Source organism: Exiguobacterium sp. R-17 (assembly GCF_049913315.1).
Taxonomy (GTDB): Bacteria; Bacillota; Bacilli; order Exiguobacteriales; family Exiguobacteriaceae; genus Exiguobacterium_A.
In genome coordinates, this window is the sequence record NZ_CP184372.1 from 773894 (window position 1) to 792763 (window position 18870).

21 protein-coding genes are annotated in these 18870 nt (G+C 47.6%); 19 read left to right on the top strand and 2 right to left on the bottom strand.

Annotated features, from left to right (window positions below; all coding sequences use genetic code 11):
• Positions 1–36: 36 nt before the first annotated feature.
• From iadA to ACN9MT_RS04085, 14 genes are all read left to right on the top strand, one after another.
• Positions 37–1170 carry a beta-aspartyl-peptidase gene (iadA, locus tag ACN9MT_RS04020; RefSeq protein ID WP_290786524.1) on the top strand — a complete coding sequence of 378 codons (1134 nt, stop codon included), beginning with the start codon at positions 37–39 and terminating at the stop codon, positions 1168–1170.
• A gap of 13 nt (positions 1171–1183) precedes the next feature.
• Positions 1184–1672 carry a thioredoxin family protein gene (locus ACN9MT_RS04025; protein WP_035409313.1) on the top strand — a complete coding sequence of 163 codons (489 nt, stop codon included), beginning with the start codon at positions 1184–1186 and terminating at the stop codon, positions 1670–1672.
• Entirely contained in the window at positions 1665–2444 is a 780-nt protein-coding gene (locus ACN9MT_RS04030; RefSeq protein WP_290753160.1) for a phosphatidylserine decarboxylase, read from the top strand. The genes ACN9MT_RS04025 and ACN9MT_RS04030 overlap by 8 nt, the downstream gene beginning before the upstream one ends.
• Positions 2445–2503: 59 nt before the next feature.
• Entirely contained in the window at positions 2504–3844 is a 1341-nt protein-coding gene (locus tag ACN9MT_RS04035; protein ID WP_035409769.1) for an ArsB/NhaD family transporter, read from the top strand.
• 136 nt (positions 3845–3980) lie between these two features.
• Positions 3981–4565: a YqeG family HAD IIIA-type phosphatase gene (locus ACN9MT_RS04040; RefSeq protein ID WP_035409311.1), complete on the top strand. Its 585-nt coding sequence runs from the start codon at positions 3981–3983 to the stop codon at positions 4563–4565.
• A 143-nt stretch (positions 4566–4708) separates the two neighbouring features.
• Positions 4709–5818: a ribosome biogenesis GTPase YqeH gene (yqeH, locus tag ACN9MT_RS04045; RefSeq protein ID WP_023467421.1), complete on the top strand. Its 1110-nt coding sequence runs from the start codon at positions 4709–4711 to the stop codon at positions 5816–5818.
• Complete coding sequence (gene aroE, locus ACN9MT_RS04050) at positions 5818–6606, top strand: shikimate dehydrogenase (protein WP_035409309.1); 789 nt, start codon at positions 5818–5820, stop codon at positions 6604–6606. The genes yqeH and aroE overlap by 1 nt, the downstream gene beginning before the upstream one ends.
• A gap of 2 nt (positions 6607–6608) precedes the next feature.
• Positions 6609–6902, top strand: coding sequence for a ribosome assembly RNA-binding protein YhbY (gene yhbY, locus ACN9MT_RS04055; RefSeq protein ID WP_023467424.1), 294 nt, complete (start codon positions 6609–6611; stop codon positions 6900–6902).
• Complete coding sequence (gene nadD, locus ACN9MT_RS04060; protein ID WP_426272817.1) at positions 6899–7468, top strand: nicotinate-nucleotide adenylyltransferase; 570 nt, start codon at positions 6899–6901, stop codon at positions 7466–7468. The genes yhbY and nadD overlap by 4 nt, the downstream gene beginning before the upstream one ends.
• Positions 7458–8033 carry a bis(5'-nucleosyl)-tetraphosphatase (symmetrical) YqeK gene (yqeK, locus tag ACN9MT_RS04065; RefSeq protein WP_035409306.1) on the top strand — a complete coding sequence of 192 codons (576 nt, stop codon included), beginning with the start codon at positions 7458–7460 and terminating at the stop codon, positions 8031–8033. Before nadD ends, yqeK begins: the two co-directional genes overlap by 11 nt.
• Positions 8030–8377: a ribosome silencing factor gene (rsfS, locus tag ACN9MT_RS04070; protein ID WP_023467427.1), complete on the top strand. Its 348-nt coding sequence runs from the start codon at positions 8030–8032 to the stop codon at positions 8375–8377. The genes yqeK and rsfS overlap by 4 nt, the downstream gene beginning before the upstream one ends.
• On the top strand, positions 8377–9105 hold the full coding sequence (locus ACN9MT_RS04075) for a class I SAM-dependent DNA methyltransferase (RefSeq protein WP_035409303.1): 729 nt from the start codon (positions 8377–8379) through the stop codon (positions 9103–9105). The genes rsfS and ACN9MT_RS04075 overlap by 1 nt, the downstream gene beginning before the upstream one ends.
• Positions 9106–9334: 229 nt before the next feature.
• The gene (locus tag ACN9MT_RS04080) at positions 9335–9943 is read left to right on the top strand and encodes a helix-hairpin-helix domain-containing protein (RefSeq protein ID WP_035409301.1); all 609 of its coding nucleotides are present in this window, start codon (positions 9335–9337) and stop codon (positions 9941–9943) included.
• Positions 9943–12105: a DNA internalization-related competence protein ComEC/Rec2 gene (locus tag ACN9MT_RS04085; RefSeq protein WP_426272818.1), complete on the top strand. Its 2163-nt coding sequence runs from the start codon at positions 9943–9945 to the stop codon at positions 12103–12105. The genes ACN9MT_RS04080 and ACN9MT_RS04085 overlap by 1 nt, the downstream gene beginning before the upstream one ends.
• 36 nt (positions 12106–12141) lie before the next feature.
• Here ACN9MT_RS04085 and ACN9MT_RS04090 read toward each other — a convergent pair whose 3' ends face one another.
• On the bottom strand, positions 12142–12303 hold the full coding sequence (locus ACN9MT_RS04090; protein WP_023467431.1) for a YqzM family protein: 162 nt from the start codon (positions 12301–12303) through the stop codon (positions 12142–12144).
• A gap of 100 nt (positions 12304–12403) precedes the next feature.
• Between ACN9MT_RS04090 and holA the strand changes: the two genes are divergently transcribed.
• Positions 12404–13405, top strand: a complete 1002-nt coding sequence (gene holA, locus ACN9MT_RS04095; protein WP_023467432.1) for a DNA polymerase III subunit delta — start codon at positions 12404–12406, stop codon at positions 13403–13405.
• Between the two features lie 12 nt (positions 13406–13417).
• The gene (locus tag ACN9MT_RS04100) at positions 13418–13861 is read left to right on the top strand and encodes a GNAT family N-acetyltransferase (RefSeq protein ID WP_035409297.1); all 444 of its coding nucleotides are present in this window, start codon (positions 13418–13420) and stop codon (positions 13859–13861) included.
• Between the two features lie 127 nt (positions 13862–13988).
• Here the strand turns inward: ACN9MT_RS04100 and rpsT are convergent, their stop codons facing one another.
• The gene (gene rpsT / locus ACN9MT_RS04105; protein ID WP_023467434.1) at positions 13989–14249 is read right to left on the bottom strand and encodes a 30S ribosomal protein S20; all 261 of its coding nucleotides are present in this window, start codon (positions 14247–14249) and stop codon (positions 13989–13991) included.
• Positions 14250–14481: 232 nt separating this feature from the next.
• On the opposite strand from rpsT, the gene lepA reads away from it, so the two are divergent.
• The 3 genes from lepA to hrcA all read left to right on the top strand — a co-directional run bounded on the left by lepA (position 14482) and on the right by hrcA (position 18870).
• Positions 14482–16305 carry a translation elongation factor 4 gene (lepA, locus tag ACN9MT_RS04110; RefSeq protein ID WP_056060060.1) on the top strand — a complete coding sequence of 608 codons (1824 nt, stop codon included), beginning with the start codon at positions 14482–14484 and terminating at the stop codon, positions 16303–16305.
• A 64-nt stretch (positions 16306–16369) separates the two neighbouring features.
• Positions 16370–17509 carry a radical SAM family heme chaperone HemW gene (gene hemW, locus ACN9MT_RS04115; protein WP_290773627.1) on the top strand — a complete coding sequence of 380 codons (1140 nt, stop codon included), beginning with the start codon at positions 16370–16372 and terminating at the stop codon, positions 17507–17509.
• 326 nt (positions 17510–17835) lie between these two features.
• Positions 17836–18870 carry a heat-inducible transcriptional repressor HrcA gene (gene hrcA / locus ACN9MT_RS04120; RefSeq protein WP_035409289.1) on the top strand — a complete coding sequence of 345 codons (1035 nt, stop codon included), beginning with the start codon at positions 17836–17838 and terminating at the stop codon, positions 18868–18870.

Sequence of the window (18870 nt, forward strand, 5' to 3'; positions counted from 1 at the left end):
GATAGGCTCGCTTTTTGTCTTAAGGAGGAATGAGCGATGATCGTTATCGAACAGGTCATGTGGCAACAGATGCCGCAAAATATCTACATAGCAGGAAATCAGATCATCGGAATCGGTTCCTATACCATAGATGAAGCACTGATTACACACCGGATTGATGGTCGCGGCAAACGGCTAGTTCCCGGATTCATCGACGGACACTTACATCCGATCGGTGGAGGTGGAGAAGGTGGATTTGCCACGCGAACGGCTCCGTTGACTGTTCGTGATATATTCGAAGGCGGTGTCACGACAGTCGTCGGATTGCTCGGAACAGATGGCTGGACGCGAACCGGAATTGATCTACTGGCACACATACGAGGATATGCCGCATCCGGTATTCGTCCCTTTCTCTTGAGCGGAAGTTACATGGTGCCACCCGTCTTCCTGACACATTCGACAGGGCATGATATCGTCCTCATCAATGAAGTGATTGGCATCGGAGAGATTGCCATCAATGATCACCGATCGACACAGCCGACTGCCCATGAACTCGCGCGGTTAGCATCAGAGGCTCGAATCGCCGGCATGGTCAAAGGCGTGTCGGGAACGATGAACGTCCACATCGGAGACGGGAAACAAGGGCTTGATTTATTACATGAAGTGATTGAAACGACTGATATTCCAATAGGGCAATTTCTCCCGACGCATATCAATCGGAGTGAACGGATTTTTGAGGCGGGACTCGCTTGGGCGAAACAGGGCGGACGAATCGATTTCACGACGTGTACGACAGAAAGCTTCGTTGATGAAGGAGAGATTCCGGCAGGGCAGGCTGTTGCCCGTGCTCTAGCAGCGGGAATCCCACCCGAGCAGATCACGATGTCGAGCGACGCTGGTGCAAGTCTTCCGGCGTTTGATGATGCAGGTCGATTAGTGCGAATCGATACAGGAAAACCATCTTCCTTGATGCAAGCCGTGCGCGATGCAGTAGAGCATGGTGTTGCTTTTGATCAGGCAATTTCGACGATCACGCGACATGTCGCGGATGCATATGGCGTTCCGGGTGGGCAGGTAGCGACCGGAGAACGTGCTGATCTGTTACTGATTGATGACGCTTTGCAAATCGATACGATTCTTGCGAATGGTCATGCTATAATGATTCAGAAAAAATGGCTTATACCAGAATGACGGAGGGATAGACGTGTCAAAGAAGTCGAAACGAAAAAACACGAAAAAACCGCAATCCAAAGCGAACTGGATTACAGCGGGAGTCATTGCCTTGATCGTATTGGTTGGGGGATTACTGCTCGTCTTCACGGATCGTGATGATTCCGCATCGAAGAATGGCAATCTAACAGCTACACAAGTCTCGGATAAAGTAAAATCCGGTGACGAATTCTATACGTATTTCTATCAAACGGGATGCGTGCACTGCGAAAAAGTAAAACCATATCTTGTTCCGCTTGGTGAAAAACAAGACATTCCGTTCGAACAAATCGATCTTGCTTTCGAACAGTCAGCTTGGGACACGTTTGGCATCGAGGGTACACCGACGGTCGTTCATTTTAAGGACGGTAAGGAAGTCGGACGGGTAGCTGGTGAACAAACAGAAGACAGCTATAAAGAGTTCTTTGCTGGAAAAGAAGTAAAGGATTCAAAAGAAGAATCGTCCGGTGATCTCAATGATTAAAAAATGGTTCTACTCTCGCGTGTTCGAGTTAAATGGACACCCGCTTGTTGCCAAACAACTGAAACGGTTTGCGATGAGCCGGGTCAGTCGTCCGTTCATCGGTCCGTTCGTTCGGGCATATGATTTGAATATGGCAGAAGCGACTCGGAATTTAGAAGCGTATTCGAGTTTACATGACGTTTTCATTCGTCATGTCAAACCGGAAATGCGACCAATTGATCAATCAGAAGGCGCATTCGTCAGTCCGTGTGACGGTATGTTGTCTGTCGTTGACGACTTGACGGCTGATAGCCGCTTTACCGTCAAAGGACAATCGTATACGGTATCAGAGTTACTCGGTTCCCATCACGAGGCGCAACAATATGTCGGGGGACGTGTGATGATCTTTTACTTGAGTCCGCAAAACTACCACCGTGTCCATGTACCGATGGACGGAACGATCCGGACCAGTTATACGCTCGGTCGGGATTCGGCACCGGTGAATGAGATCGGTCTCACACATGCGCTTCGTCCATTGACACGGAACTATCGTCGCGTGACACGTATCGTCCAAGGAAAACATGCACTTGAACATGTCATGGTCGGTGCACTCAACGTCAACTCAATCGTTCGGACAAACGAAGCAAAGGAACTTCGTCGAGGAGATGAGTTCGGATACTTTTCTTTCGGTTCAACGGTCGTCCTGATCTGTCCGAAAGATGCATTGACATTAGATACACAAGCGATTGGACCAGTTTTAATGGGGCAACGCCTCGGACAATGGCATTCATGAGAGCGAGGCGCCCGTTCAGGGCGTCTCCTTACGTTTAGGAGGAATGAATCATGCCGGCAATGGCATTAGCAGAAATCGGAAGTACACAGGTCCAGACATATATCGCACTTATCATTTTTTTAGTGACCTATGGCTTCATCATCAGTGAAAAAGTAAGCCGGGCGATCGTCGCTCTACTCGGAGCGCTCGCGATGGTCATCGTCGGCATTGTGGATCTCGAGACTGCATTATTTGAATACATCGAGTGGGGAACAATCGTCTTATTAATTGGGATGATGATTCTCGTTACGATTGCCAATCAATCTGGATTGTTTGAATATATTGCGATTCGTGCAGCGAAGACAACAAAAGGCGACCCAATCAAAGTGTTGATTCTATTATCCGCATTGACGGCACTTGGATCTGCCTTTTTGGATAACGTCACGACAGTCTTATTGATTGTCCCAATCACTTTCTCGATTACAAAGATACTTAAAATCGCGCCGTTTCCGTTCTTGCTCGCCGAAGTATTATTTGCGAACATCGGTGGGACGGCGACCTTGATTGGCGATCCACCGAACATCATGATCGGTGCCGCGAATCCACACTTAACGTTCAATGCCTTTTTGCTGAATCTTGCACCGATCATCCTGATCATTACGGTCGTGACGATCGGCATTCTGTACTTCGTCTTCCGGAAGCAACTGCATGTCGAGGCAGAAGATCGACAAAAATTGATGGAAATCGATGAAAAGAGTTATATTGTCAGTCGAAAACTCGTCACGCGGAGTAGTGTCGTACTCGTTAGTACGATTGCACTCTTCGTATTGCATCCGATGCTTGATCGAATCGGACTCCATCTCGAAGCACCAGCGATCGCAATTCTTGGAGCGACCGTCCTGATGTTGCTAACGATTGAAAACGATCATCAGCTAGAAGGAATCTTTGCACGTGTTGAATGGACGACGATTTTTTTCTTCGCCGGACTATTTGTACTTGTTGGTGGAATTCAGGAAGCCGGTATCATTCGATATCTTGCGGAGAAGACGATTGATTTGACAGGCGGTGACATTCAGACGACAGCAACTGCTGTTCTTTGGTTGTCCGGTATCGCGAGTGCGACGATTGACAACATTCCGTTTGTCGCGACAATGATCCCGCTCATCAATGATGTCGCTGCTGGGATCGGACTTACACCAGCAGATGCGAAAGTGGATGTTTTATGGTGGTCCCTCGCACTCGGTGCATGTCTCGGTGGTAACGGGACATTGATCGGTGCATCGGCAAACGTCATTGTCGCGGGTCTTGCGACACGACAAGGTGAAAAATTCACCTATATGCGCTTTTTGATTTACGGAGCACCGATCACGATTGTGACGTTGATCCTATCCCAACTCTATTTGTGGATTCGGTATTATTAAGAAAACGGGAGGTTCGCCTCCCGTTTTCTTTTGTGCGTCGCTCTTGCTACCTGATTGTGCTATAATCGAACGATAAGAGCATAACTGTTTCTTAAACTTAACTATAGAGCTAGACCATTATCTGGAGGTTTTATTCTTGTTCAAACGACTTTATCCGAAACATTTCGTGGCTTCGATCTACGATATCGACCTTGAAATGCTCAAACGAAACGGTGTTAAAGCTATTTTGACCGATCTTGATAATACGCTCGTCGCATGGAATATCGCAGATGCTCCAGACGAATTGGTTGCTTGGCTGGATATGGTGAATAATCAATATGGTTTTGACGTCATCATCGTATCGAACAATAACGGAGACCGCGTTAAGAAGTTCGCGGATCCACTCGGACTGCATTATATTGCGCCTGCTCGAAAACCGCTTCCTATCGGGTTTAAACGGGCATTGACGGAATTCGGCTATCACGCGAAAGAAGTCGTCTTCTTAGGAGACCAACTCTTCACGGATGTACTCGGTGCAAACTCCGTTGGAATCGAAGTCATCCACGTTCAACCCGTCGTTAAGACGGACGGTGTCGTCACGAAATTCAATCGCCTGATGGAACGTGTCATTTTCCACCGGATGAAACGCAAAGGAATCTATAAATTGACACAACGCGTCAAGGAAGATCCTTCTGCACTGAAGCATCCGATCGAAACACTTCGTCAGGATAAGCAACAATAACCCTGTCAGATCGGTAGATGAAAGGGAAGGCAGTAGTCGCAACATGTACGGCGAGAGGTCGGAAGTTACGCTCTTGGAGTAGCGAGCAGGGCGCTACGGTGAAAAGAGAAGGGAAATCATTCCCGCATGCGGCTCAACATAATATGATCGAAGAAATCCACTGCGCTGGTTGTGGTGTCGCCATTCAAACGGAAGACACAAAAGCACCAGGATACGCACCTAAATCTGCACTTGATCGTGAAATGGTCATTTGCCAACGTTGTTTTAAATTAAAGCACTACAATCAAATTCAAGATGTATCTTTATCGGACGATGATTTCGTTAAAATCTTAGACGGAATTGGTCAAAAAGATGCACTTGTCGTTAAAATCGTTGATATCTTCGATTTTAATGGAAGCTGGTTACCGGGATTACATCGGTTCGTCGGAAAAAATGATGTCTTACTCGTCGGGAACAAAGCCGATTTATTACCGAAGTCACTGAATCCGAACCGTCTCATGAACTGGATGCGTCAAGCATCGAAAGAACTTGGATTACGTCCAGTTGACGTTCATCTGATCAGTGCGAAAAAAGGTCACGGGGTCGATGAACTTGCTGAGAAAATCGATTATTATCGAAAAGGACGCGACGTCTATGTCGTTGGTTGTACAAATGTCGGGAAATCGACCCTGATCAACCAAGTCATCAAACGTTTCGGTGAAGAGGATGAGGCCGTCATCACGGTCAGTCACTTCCCAGGAACGACACTAGATTTAATCGACATCCCACTTGACGATAACTGTAACCTATATGATACACCGGGGATCATTAATCATCACCAAATGGCTCACTACGTTGATGCGAAGGACTTGAAGCTGATCACACCGAAAAAAGAGATCAAGCCGCAAGTCTTCCAAATCCATCCGCAACAGACGCTCTTCTTTGGAGGTCTTGCGCGATTGGACTATATGGAAGGGAACAAGCGTTCATTCGTCATCTATATGTCGAACGAATTGAAAGTTCACCGGACGAAGCTTGAAAAAGCAGACGATCTATATGCGAACCATAACGGTGAGCTGTTGTCTCCGCCGAACGAAAAGACGCGTGAGATGCTACCTCCGCTCGTCCGTCATGAATTCAGTCTTCGCGACAACATGAAGACGGATATCGTCTTCAGTGGACTCGGGTGGGTTGCGGTTCATGGAAAAGGTGGACGTGTCGCTGCTTATGCCCCGAAAGGTGTCGCTGTATCTTTACGTGAGGCGCTCGTCTGATGCGCTTTGCCGTCATCGGTCATCCGATTGCCCATTCACTTTCACCTGAGCTGCATACAGCTTGGCTGGAAGCGGCTGGGCTTTTCGGCTGTTATGACCTTATCGATGTAACGGAGCATGAATTGCCACGAATCATTACGAAATTACGTACGCATCAGCTAGATGGAATCAATGTGACGATTCCCCATAAGACAGCAATCATTCCGTACCTGGATCGGCTGGAGCCGGCAGCTCAAAAAGCGGGTGCCGTCAACACGGTATACTGGAAGAATGGGCAGTTGATTGGTGCGAATACAGATGGAATCGGATTCGTCCGTGCGTTGACAGAACGTCGTCCGTCATTTCAAAAGACACTTGTCCTTGGTGCGGGCGGTGCAGCACGAGGAATCATTGCTGCGCTACCGGGAGATGTGACGCTCACGAACCGCACAGAAGAACGCTCTAGGGTGGTTGCCGATGAATTCGGAACACACGTTTTACCATGGCACGAAACATTTGATTTAACGAGTTACGACGTCATCATCAATACGACCTCTGTCGGGATGGCGCCACATGTCGAAGCACGTCCGATTGAATTGACAGAGACGAACGCTTTGATTTGTGATATTATTTATCGACCGACGCCGACCCGTCTATTACGTGAAGCGACTGAAAAAGGTCTCGACACACTCGACGGCGTCCCGATGTTCGTCTTACAAGCGGCTGAAGCATTTGAACGTTTCACCGGACAAGCACCTGATCTCGCACTTGGCGAGCAGGTGATACGAAAGCAATTGGAGGAATTTTAATCATGTTAACAGGTAAACAAAAACGTTTTTTACGCGCGACAGCTCACGATTTAAACCCGATTTTCCAAGTCGGTAAAAATGGAGTCGGTGAAGCGATGTGCGCTGATTTGATGGATGCGCTCGAAAAGCGGGAGCTCTTGAAAGTACAAGTACTACAAAATTGTGCGGACGCACCAAAGGATGTCGCACAAGAACTCGTCGCAGGAACGAATGCTGAACTCGTTCAAGTCATCGGAAAAGTCATCGTTCTCTATAAAGAATCAAAAGAGAACAAGACGCTCGAATTGCCACGATGAAAATCGGACTGATGGGCGGAACGTTCGACCCTCCGCATATCGGTCATCTCCTGATTGCCGAACAAGCGCAGGAACAACTCGAACTTGATGCGGTCTGGTTTTTACCAGCAAATGTACCACCGCATAAACAACGTACTGTCACAGACGCAACTAAGCGTCTCCGTCTTGTAGAAGAAGCAATTGCATTGAACCCTGCCTTCTCTGTCTCTGCGATTGAATTTGAGCGAAAAGAACCTTCCTATACGTATGATTCGATTCGTGCACTCAAGCACCGATACCCAGAGCATGAGTTTCTGTTTCTAATCGGCGCAGATTCACTCGTTAGTCTCGATACGTGGTATCAAGCTGAACGGTTATACGAGGAAGTCGTCTTTGGTGCCGTCGCTCGACCGGGAAGTCGGTATTTGATTCCGCGTGGTGCCCGTGTGAAAGCGGTCGATATGCCATTATTAGAAATTTCTTCGACGGATATCCGGCAACGGGTCGCGCGCGGACGGAGCATTCGCTACCTTGTACCGGAAGCCGTTCGACAACGGATTGAGGAGTGGAATCTATATGCGCCTTGAAGAAGCACGTCAAATCATTGAAAACACATTGCCTGAGCGACGCTATGTGCATACGTTAGGTGTCGTCGAGACGGCACGACACTTGGCTCTTAAATATGGTGTTGACGAAGAAGAAGCAACACTTGCTGCCATGCTCCATGATTATGCAAAATACCGCGATACGAATGAGATGCGTTCGATTGCCGTCGAATTGAATCAACGGATCTTACTTGACTATGATGACGAACTACTTCATGCGCCAGTGGGTGCGGAGCTTGTGCGTCGAGAACTTGGTCTTGATTCAGACGTGATTTATCAGGCCATCGCGAATCATACAACAGGGGCACCTGGTATGCCGTTACTTGATCAAATCATCTTCGTCGCGGATGCGATTGAGCCGAATCGTAGTTATTCGGGTGTCGAAGCGCTTCGTGAAGTAGCCGAGCAGGATTTGACGGACGCCGTCATCGCAACACTCAGTCAGACGATTCATTTTTTATGTACAAAACAAGCTATCATCTTTCCGCGAACGATTGAGACCTATAATGCCTTCGTCGCGGCCAAACGAAAGGGGACCGTCCTATGACAGTCGAACAAGAATTACAATTAATCGTAAATGCCATCGACGATAAACGTGCTGAAGATATCGTCGTCCTGAATATGTCGAGCATCTCACCAGTTGCCGACTATTTCGTCATCTGTGAAGGAAATTCAGAAAAACAAGTACAGGCGATCGCGCGTGAACTCAAAGAAGTCGCGCACGAACATAACCTGCCGATCAAACGCCTCGAAGGATTCGATGCGGCACGTTGGGTGTTGGCGGATCTTGAAAACGTCGTTGTTCATGTCTTCCACCGTGACGATCGTGATTACTATAACCTCGAAAAACTATGGGCAGATGCTCCAAAGGTTGAAGTCGAGGTCAACTAATGGCATACGAACAGTTCGCCTACATCTATGATGAATTGATGCAAGACGTCCCTTACGATCAATGGGTTGACTGGGTCAAAGCATACGTTCCGATTGGAAGTACAATTGCTGATATCGGATGTGGAACGGGTACGGCGACGCTTGCATTAGCAGCCCACTATGAGATGCTCGGGATCGATTTATCTGAAGAGATGCTCGAAGTCGCGCAGGAAAAAGCGATGGAAGAAGGATTGACTATTCAATTCTGGGCGCAAGACATGCGCGAAATCGAATTGCCGACACCTGTCGATGCCGTGACGATCCTATGCGACTCCTTGAATTATCTCCAGACGGAAGAGGATGTCAAACAGACGTTTACACATGTAGCAGCGATTCTAAAGGAGGGTGGACGTCTCTTATTTGATACACACTCCCCTTACAAAATGGAGACGCTGTTCAATGGGAAGACGTACGCGACACATGCGGAACAAAGCTCGTATATCTGGTTCGCGGATCCTGGTGAAGCGCCGCTTTCTGTCGTCCATGAACTGACATTCTTCATCGAGGAGGAGGATGGTCGCTATGAGCGTGTCGATGAAACGCATCATCAGCGGACGTATCCTCCGGCACAATACGTAACATGGTTACGCGAAGCCGGATTCCGGGTTCTCGCGGTCACAGGCGATTTTGGACCGGACGCTCCTTCTGAGACAGTCGAGCGGATCTTCTTCGTTGCCGAAAAAATGTAAAAGTGATTTCATCCGTCTTCTTTTAGCGATACACGTTCGTGTTGCTTGAAGGAGACGGATTTTTTTGTTCGTGAAACAGATGCTAATTCAAAGTAACGGTATGGATGGTAGGACTTTCATCCGACGAAACACTGCAGGATCGTGCTGTAAAGAATGGTTAGTGCGTATTCCTTCGTTTCCTGAAGTCTGTAGTGACCTGTTAGAGTCGTGGGAAAAGGAGGGATTCGTTTTGACCGTTCCACGTTTGCAACAGATAGCAGGTCTCGTCGTCGTCCTGCTGCTCATCATTTTATTGTTCGTACCATTACCCTCTTGTTCAAATGAAGCGATGGTCGATCAACCGTCCTTAACGGATAAACAACAAGAGGCAAAAGCAGAGCCAGCAGAAAAGGACACCTCGATTCGTGACAAACTCATCATGGTCGACGTAAAAGGAGCAGTAGAAGCGCCTGGACCTTATCAATTCCATTTGGGTGATCGAGTGAAGGATGCAATCGAAAAAGCAAAGACGACTGAAAAAGCCGATATTCGACAAATGAATCTCGCGGCACGTCTCATTGATGGACAGGAAGTCATCGTGCCGGTGAAAAAAGGGAAAGGTCAGCCAAAACCAACGAAACGCTCAAAAGCAGAGATACCGAAAGGATTGATTGACCTCAATGCGGCAACGGCGGAACAGTTGATGGAGGTTCCGGGAATTGGTCCCGCCAAAGCAGAAGCGATCTTAGCCTATCGTGAGGAGAAGGGGGGATTTGCGACATATGAATCACTCGGAGATGTGAAGGGCTTTGGGGAAAAGACGTTAGAATCGCTTAAATCCTACCTGATCGTCTACTGATGCCACTTCATGTGCTGTTCGTCCTCTTACTCATCGTTGCCATCAAAGAATCGATTTGGTGGTTAGTGCTCCTCATGCTCTTCGCTGTCTTGAAATCATGGTCTTTTTCAATCGGTCGTCTCTTTTTTCTGTTCATTCTGAGTTGCCTATTCATCGGAATGGGTCATCTGTCACCTGAACCGCATGACGTCTCGTCTGTTGACATCTTGTCAGGGAAGCGTAATGGGGATCGAATTCGTTATGAGGCAGAGAGTAACGGTCAATCGGTTCTATTGACGGCAACGATTACGGAAGAAGAAACAGGATACGAACGAATCGGGCACTCCTGTCGCGTAAATACGGAACCGCTCGATGTCCGCCAACAATCGAATGCTGGAGGGTTTGATGAACAGCAATTCATGCATACACATCGTTACGCTGGAAAGTGGGAAGTCCGTTCATTTGATTCCTGTCATCGGACACCTGGGTATGCGGCAGAAGGAAGACGGGTACGTGAAGTATGGCTAAAGCGGATCGAAGAATTGTTACCACAAAAGCAAGCATTCTACGTCGAAGCGCTTGTGTTTGGTGAGGATCGACTAATAGATCAAGTGACGCTCGAACGGTTTAAGAAATTCGGCTTATTACATGCAATCGTCATCTCAGGATCACATATCGCTTTTTTAGTATTTAGTTTGCTGTATGTCTTACGAAAAATCAGAATGACAAAAGAAAAACGACTCGATATCGTTCTTATCTTACTGCCGATTTACGGATGGTTGACGGAGTGGAGCCCTCCAGTCACACGAGCTGTTCTTGTCGCGATCATTCTGTTACTCGGTCGTCGTTTCCACAAACCGTTAGATCCGGTGGAGGTCATTGCAGGGGTCGCGGCTTTTCAATTGGCGATTCAACCGACTGTCATTTACGATATCGGATTTCAATTGACGGTCGGACTGACGCTGTTTCTTGTGCTGTCGAGACGACTAATGGGTTCGGTTCGTCGTCCTTGGAACTGGCTGCTGATCAGTGCTTGGGCACAGTTTGGAACACTCCTCTTTTTGCAGGGGATTGAACAGACGACTGTTTCAATTTGGTCGCCATTGTTGAACCTATTGATTGGTAGCTGGATTGAATGGGTGATTCTGCCGGGATCGTTCATTCTCGCGACACTTCCGTTCTTACCGATTCGTTCAACGTTTCAGATCGCGCATCAGTATGCGATTCAATGGATGGATCAAGTGTTACGACTGGCGGAGGATTTACCGTTGGCGATGGTTGCCGTTCCGGCATTTTCTCCGATCGTCTTGACGATCGTCGTTGTCGGAATCGGAATTGCTTGGTTCATTGCTGAGCGGAGATGGTGGGGGCATGTTCTCCCGTTGATCCTTTTACTTGCGGCATGGTGCTACACCGAGTGGCGCGCACCTGAGCAAGTCACGTTTTTAGATGTTGGGCAAGGCGATAGTATCGTGCTTGAGAAAGCAGGAGAGACATTCGTCGTGGATACCGGTGGCGTTTATCAACAAACGACGCATCCACTGCTCCGTCCGTTTGATCCAGGTAGTCATATCGTCGCTCCCTTTTTATTCACACGAGGAGAAGCCGAAATTGACGGTCTGATCGTGACACATGCTGATCACGATCACGTCGGTGGACTTCTAGGTGTACTGCGCCAAGTTCGCGTGAAAACCATTTATTTAGGTGCATATGACAACATGGATGAGAAGCGAAATGATTTGATTCGTTCTATCGAAGCCACTGGAACGCGTGTTGAGTTCGTTCAAAAGGGGCAAACGATTCGTCCTTGGTTACAGGTACTTGCACCAACTGGACGAAAAGAAGAAGAAAACGATCGGTCTATCATATTACTCGCACAGATTGCCAAGCAACGTGTTTTACTGACGGGCGACGCTGGACTAGCAATCGAAGACGAGTTAAAGATTGGTCCGATCGATATTCTAAAAGCAGGTCATCATGGTTCGAACACGTCGACCGGTGAAGAACTCTTACGAAAGACGAATCCGAAGATTGTCATCTTGTCAGTCGGACGAAAAAATCGATACGGGCATCCACATCCGGACGTCCTCGAACGAATCGGGACAGATCGGATCGTCTTTCGAACGGATGAGGACGGGAGTGTAACTTGTTCTTCAGCGGGCTGTGAACCTATGATAAAATAAAAAAACAGCAACCCCCCAAGGTTGCTGTTTTACTGATTATAGACTTAAGAACTTAATTGCGACACCGATGATGAACAAGACTGCGAAGAAGCCGAATGATGCACCAAAACCAACGGCAGAGTCGAGCGCATCGTTGCGTTTTGATTGAATATCGTTCTCGAACGCGTTTTCACTTGGTGGGCGTACTGAATGTGCCATGCTGCATTCCCCCTTAATAGATTCCGCTTCTAGTATAGCGGAATAAAAGAGGATTATCTATGATGAAGTTAAGAACAAACTGTGAAATGTGGTGGGAATGATGAAAACTCCTTGGCTCGTCAACGGAAAATTAGCGAATTTATACTTATTATATGGAACGGAACGACATCTGTTAGAAGAATGGGAACGTGAAATCGTGAAAGCGGCTCTTCCGGACGGAGAACGCTTTGATTATATGAAAATCGATTTGAACGACCAACCGCTTGATGCGGTGCTTGATGAAGCAGAGACGGTGCCATTCTTGAGTGACTACCGTGTCGTCGTTGCAAAACCTGCAACGTTTCTGACAGGAGCAAAAGATAAAAAACAACATAACCTCGAACGGTTAGCAGATTATATCCTACAACCGGCAGACTATGCGGTCGTTGTCTTGATTGTCGAAGCAGAAAAGCTCGATGAACGAAAAACCGTCGTTAAACGATTGAAGGAGCGCGCGACGGTGCTGGAGGCGAAAAAACCGACGACCGAAGAGCTGTTCCGCTTCGTCCTGGATGCCGTCAATGACAAAGGGTACCGGATGGAACGTCCGGCGATCGAGCGGCTTATTTTCCTGACTGCTGAGATGTGGGGGACATTAGCGCACGAACTGGAGAAGTTGATGTTGTTCGCAGGAGATCGACCGACGATCGAAATCGAGGATGTCGATTTGTTGGTTCCGCGGACATTAGAGGACAACGTTTTTCAATTAACGGACTACTTGATGAAGCGTCAACTCGAACCAGCAATCCGTTTGATTCGTGACCTTGAAAAACAGGGACAGGAAGTGTTGGCCCTTCTTGGGCTGATGGCACGGCAATATCGGATGATGCTGTTATCGAAACGATTAGCAGAACAAGGATACGGAGAACGACAAATCGCATCGAAAGTCGGAGCCCATCCCTATGCGATCAAATTGGCATTACAATCTGCGAAGAGGTTTACCTTTGCGCAGCTCGAGCAAGCACTCATCGCCATCACGACGACGGATGAAGGCATGAAGACGGGGCGCGGTGATAAGAAGATTCTATTCGATGCGTTGATCGTTCGCTTAGCGACACTATAGAGGAGGAGAATGATGATGGAAGTCCAGCTCATAACAGCAGAAGAAGTCATCCCATTACGGCATGAAGTGTTGCGTCCGCATCAACCACGTGAAGCGTGTGTTTATCCAGACGATGCGCGTGCCTCGACGTTTCATCTCGGCGGGATAAAAGCACAACAAATTGTCGCGATCGGTAGTTTCTCGGAACAATCACATGAACAAGCGCCAGGAGCGACGTACCAACTTCGTGGCATGGCGTCGAGTGAACAAGTGCGTGGTGAAGGATATGGTCGGGCGCTGATCGAAGAAGCCCGTCGTCTCTTGAAAGAACGACAAGTGACAGCTTGGTGGTGTAACGCCCGCGTTACGGCCCTTCCTTTTTATGAGCGTCTTGGACTAGAACGTGTTGGAGAACCGTTCCTCATTGAAGGAATTGGTCTTCACTATGTCATGATCGACCGTCTAGACGACAACTAAGACAACAAATGGCGGACGAAGGAATCGTTTCACACGAGTCCTTCGTCCGCCATTTCACATCATATAAAAAAATCGCCACTGGAGATACCTCCTAGTGGCGACCCATCACCGTATTCTTCGGAAAGAATTAAAGTGCGTTTACGAGTTTAGCGAGACGTGATTTGTCACGACCAGCTTTGTTGCTGTGGATGAGACCTTTAGCAGCAGCTTTGTCGATTTTTTTAGAAGCTGTAGCGAAAGCAAGGACCGCTTGGTCTTTGTTACCTTCAGCTGCGAAAGTTTCGACTGCTTTAATCGCTGAACGCATTGCCGATTTACGTTGTACGTTAGCGACGCGGCGTTTTTCAGCTGTTTTAACGCGTTTGATTGCTGATTTAATGTTAGCCATGGATGATTCACCTCCAATAAAACTCATTCGAGATTTATATTCGCATATCTGCAGTTATCGTTCAACAGAACAAACACAATTGTAGCAAACGTTTTTCTTAAAAGCAATACGACGTCTAGGGAATCTTCACATTTTGTTTTTCGGGTAAAACAAAACGAGATAGTACAGTGAAGCGCTTTTTGGTATAATGAACCGTATGTACGTTTGAAAATAAGGTAAGGTGACTCTAAACATGACGAATGAAGACCGTTTAAAGCGGCAGAAGAGTATTCGTAACTTCTCGATCATTGCCCATATCGATCACGGGAAGTCGACACTCGCTGACCGAATTTTAGAAAAAACTGGCGCGTTGACATCGCGCGAAATGAAAGATCAGACACTTGATGCCATGGAGCTCGAACGTGAGCGTGGCATCACGATTAAACTCAACGCTGTTCAATTGAAGTATACAGCAAAAGACGGGGAAGATTACATTCTTCACCTCATTGATACACCGGGACACGTCGACTTCACATATGAAGTCTCGCGTTCACTGGCAGCTTGTGAAGGGGCTGTCCTCGTCGTCGATGCGGCGCAAGGAATCGAAGCGCAGACGCTTGCGAACGTTTACTTAGCACTCGACAACGATCTCGAAATCCTCCCGATCATCAACAAAATCGATTTGCCTTCTGCAGACGTCGAACGCGTCCGTCAAGAAATCGAAGATGTCATCGGACTTGATGCGTCTGAAGCCGTTCCGACATCCGCGAAAGCCGGAATCGGCATTGAAGAAATTCTCGAACAGATCGTCGAGAAAGTACCAGCTCCGACGGGTGATCCCTCTGCACCGCTTGAAGCATTGATCTTCGACTCGTACTATGATGCGTATCGTGGTGTCGTTGCCTCGATTCGAGTCGTCAACGGAACAGTTAAAGTCGGCGATAAAATCCGAATGATGTCGACAGGTAAGGATTTCGAAGTCCTTGAACTTGCTGTCGCAACACCAAAACCATTACGTCAGCAAGAATTGACAGTTGGTGATGTTGGAACGTTGTCGGCCTCGATCAAAACGGTCGGCGATGTACGTGTCGGGGATACGATTACGCTCGCGAAACAGCCGGCTGCTGAAGCGCTGCCGGGATACCGTAAGATGAATCCGATGGTGTACTGTGGACTCTATCCAATCGATGCTGCGAAATACAACGATTTACGAGAAGCGCTTGAAAAACTACAACTTAGTGACGCGGCGCTTGAGTTCGAACCAGAGACATCACAAGCACTCGGATTCGGATTCCGTTGTGGATTCCTCGGGATGCTCCACATGGAAATCATCCAGGAGCGGATCGAACGTGAATTCAACATCGATATGATCACGACGGCACCGTCCGTTATCTATCACGTGACGACGACAGCGGGTGAAGTCTTGCATGTTGATAACCCATCGAAGATGCCGGATCAGCAAAAAGTTGAATTCATTGAAGAGCCGTTCGTTAAGGCTGCTGTCATGACACCGAATGATTACGTTGGTGCAATCATGGAGTTGTGTCAGAAGAAACGCGGAACATTCGTCGATATGCAATACATCGATACGACACGTGTCAAAATCACCTATGAATTGCCGTTATCTGAGATCGTCTACGATTTCTTTGATCAGTTGAAATCGAGTACAAAAGGATATGCGTCACTTGATTATGAATTGATTGGCTATCAACAGTCGCGTCTCGTCAAGATGGATATCCTTCTTAATAACGAAAACGTCGATGCGCTCAGCTTCATCGTTCACCGTGACTTCGCGTACGAACGTGGAAAGGTCATCGTTGATAAGCTGAAAGAATTGATTCCGCGGATGCAGTTCGAAGTGCCGATTCAGGCAGCAGTCGGAACAAAGATTGTCGCGCGTTCGACGATTAAAGCATTACGGAAGAACGTTCTCGCGAAATGTTACGGGGGAGACATCTCTCGGAAACGGAAGTTGCTCGAGAAGCAAAAAGAAGGTAAGAAACGCATGAAGATGGTAGGCTCAGTAGAGGTACCGCAAGAAGCCTTCATGTCCGTTCTATCTATGGACGAAGATTAAACAGGTGGGGGGCGCTTGCGTCCCCTTTTTGGTTTTTATAGAGAAAGGATGAGGCGAAATGGGAATACGCGCCGCATATGTCCACATCCCTTTTTGTGAACATATTTGTTACTACTGTGATTTCAATAAAGTCTTTTTAAAGAATCAGCCCGTCGATGAATACCTCGATGCGCTTGAACGCGAAATCGAACTGACGCTGAAACAATACCCGACAGATCATCTCGAGACGATCTTCATTGGTGGTGGCACACCAACTGCTTTGAATGAACCACAGATGCAACGTTTAATGGAAATCATTCAAAAGCATTTGTTGCCACTAACAGGTGACGATTTAGAGTATACGGTCGAGTCGAATCCGGACGGTGTATCGGAAGAGAAACTTGATATCATGAAGACAGGTGGTGTCAATCGTGTCAGTTTCGGTGTCCAATCGTTTGACGATGGTTTGCTCGAACGCATCGGTCGAACGCACCGGGAAGCGAAAGTCGCGCAGACGCTCGATGCAGCAGCGAAACGATTTAATAACATCTCCGTCGACTTGATGTTCGGATTACCGAATCAGACGCTCGATCAGGTCCGCTACGACGTTACACGGGCGCTACAATTACCGATTACGCATATTTCATCCTATTCATTGATTTTAGAACCACACACGGTTTTTGCGATTCAAGAGCGAAAAGGAAAACTACCGCTACCGACGCAAGATCTCGAGGCAGAGATGTATCAAGTGATGATCGAAACGATTGAAGCAGGTGGTTATGCACAGTATGAGATCTCGAACTTCGCAGAAGTTGGAAAAGAGAGTCGTCATAATCGCGTCTACTGGGAAAACGATGAGTACTACGGATTTGGTGCAGGCTCACATAGCTATATCAATCAGACGCGTCGTGCGAACATCGCACCGATTCCGCACTATATCAAGGCGGAAGGGTTACCGGTTCGAAAAGAGACGCCGTTGACGAACGTTGAGCGGATGGAAGAAGAGATGTTCCTCGGTCTTCGAATGAAGGACGGCGTATCGCTCGAGCGTTTCCAGGAGAAGTATGGAGTAGCGTTTAAAGATGTATTTGGTGAAGTCATGAAACGGTTGTTGCCAAACGGTCTCGTCGAGCAGACGGAGACACATATCCGTTTGACGCCAGCCGGAATTCCGCTAGCGAACGAAGTCTTTGCAGAGTTCATTGGTGAAGCGCAAGTACAATGACATAAGAGTAGCTGAAATCAATGAAAATGAGAGAAGCGGTGTTTCCCAAATGTGGAACACCGCTTCTCTCATTTTTTCGACTTCCTTAAAAAATACGCAGTCGTTCCGATGACCGCGATGAACAGCCAGACAAAGACTCCCGCCATTGCCAATAATTCAATCATCCAATTCATCCTTTCCGTTCTTTGTTTCACTGTATCGCAGAATGGGAAACTGTTCAAAGGGTCACGCAATTCGGTTGACATCGGGCGGACAATTCCTTATAGTAAAAGATGTAATTAGCACTCGTTAAAAGTGAGTGCTAACAAAATAAGGTGGTGAAGAAGGTGCTGACGGATCGTCAATTGTTGATTTTACGTGCAATCGTCGATGATTATATCAAGACTGCTCAACCCGTCGGCTCACGGACGCTCTCAAAACGAGACGACGTGACGTTCAGTTCCGCGACCATTCGTAACGAGATGGCGGACCTCGAAGAGATGGGTCTGATTGAAAAGCCACACACTTCCGCAGGACGGATTCCTTCCGAACTCGGATATCGTTTTTATGTCGACCATCTGATTCGTCCGGAAAACATCACACCAAAAGAAGCACAGGCATTGAAGTCACTCTTTGCCCATTCCGTGAATGAGAATGATCGGTTGATTCGGCACACAGCAGACCTGTTGAGTGATTTAACCCATTACACGACACTTGTACTTGGACCAAAAGAAGACGGACAACGACTGCATCATCTAGAATTAATTCCTCTTGCCGAGGGTCGTGTCGTCATCGTTCTCGTCACAGAGACGGGACATGTTGAACACAAGACATTGCAATTGAATCAAGCGTTGTCCCAGGAAGCAGCGAGCCGACTGATGGAACGTCTGAACCAGACGTTGCGCGGTACACCGCTCTCAGCCTTACGCAGTCGTCTGCTTGAGGAAATCCGTCGCTTCCGTTCAGAGCATTCTGAGCAGACGGTATTGCTCTCGAAAGCACTTGATCTCGTCTTGACGGATCAAGAGGAGCGACCGTTCATTTATTTGGGCGGGAAAGCCAACATGTTCGATCAGCCTGAATTTCAGGACGTCGCAAAACTACGACCTGTTCTCGAACTGATCGAACAGCAAGAAGCTGTTCTCGATTTCCTACGACCGAATCTCGATAATCAAATCTTGATTACGATCGGGAGTGAGAACAATATGGATGCATTAAAAGATTGTAGCGTCATCCGGGCCCATTATTCGGTCGACGGTGTCTCAATTGGGACACTCGCATTGATCGGACCGAAACGGATGGATTACAACCGGGGAATCAACTCGATCATCCATCTACTTCAAGCATTCCAAACCGAATTGCATAAGAACAATTTGGATTGA

Coding starts and splice junctions, on each gene's coding strand:
- ACN9MT_RS04030 (WP_290753160.1), top strand. CDS start 1,665: ATGATTAAAAAATGGTTCTACTCTCGCGTGTTCGAGTTAAATGGACAC.
- ACN9MT_RS04090 (WP_023467431.1), bottom strand. CDS start 12,303: ATGGCACATTCAGTACGCCCACCAAGTGAAAACGCGTTCGAGAACGAT.
- ACN9MT_RS04075 (WP_035409303.1), top strand. CDS start 8,377: ATGGCATACGAACAGTTCGCCTACATCTATGATGAATTGATGCAAGAC.
- ACN9MT_RS04100 (WP_035409297.1), top strand. CDS start 13,418: ATGATGGAAGTCCAGCTCATAACAGCAGAAGAAGTCATCCCATTACGG.
- lepA (WP_056060060.1), top strand. CDS start 14,482: ATGACGAATGAAGACCGTTTAAAGCGGCAGAAGAGTATTCGTAACTTC.
- ACN9MT_RS04035 (WP_035409769.1), top strand. CDS start 2,504: ATGGCATTAGCAGAAATCGGAAGTACACAGGTCCAGACATATATCGCA.
- iadA (WP_290786524.1), top strand. CDS start 37: ATGATCGTTATCGAACAGGTCATGTGGCAACAGATGCCGCAAAATATC.
- holA (WP_023467432.1), top strand. CDS start 12,404: ATGAAAACTCCTTGGCTCGTCAACGGAAAATTAGCGAATTTATACTTA.
- rsfS (WP_023467427.1), top strand. CDS start 8,030: ATGACAGTCGAACAAGAATTACAATTAATCGTAAATGCCATCGACGAT.
- nadD (WP_426272817.1), top strand. CDS start 6,899: ATGAAAATCGGACTGATGGGCGGAACGTTCGACCCTCCGCATATCGGT.
- aroE (WP_035409309.1), top strand. CDS start 5,818: ATGCGCTTTGCCGTCATCGGTCATCCGATTGCCCATTCACTTTCACCT.
- yqeH (WP_023467421.1), top strand. CDS start 4,709: ATGATCGAAGAAATCCACTGCGCTGGTTGTGGTGTCGCCATTCAAACG.
- rpsT (WP_023467434.1), bottom strand. CDS start 14,249: ATGGCTAACATTAAATCAGCAATCAAACGCGTTAAAACAGCTGAAAAA.
- yqeK (WP_035409306.1), top strand. CDS start 7,458: ATGCGCCTTGAAGAAGCACGTCAAATCATTGAAAACACATTGCCTGAG.
- yhbY (WP_023467424.1), top strand. CDS start 6,609: ATGTTAACAGGTAAACAAAAACGTTTTTTACGCGCGACAGCTCACGAT.
- ACN9MT_RS04085 (WP_426272818.1), top strand. CDS start 9,943: ATGCCACTTCATGTGCTGTTCGTCCTCTTACTCATCGTTGCCATCAAA.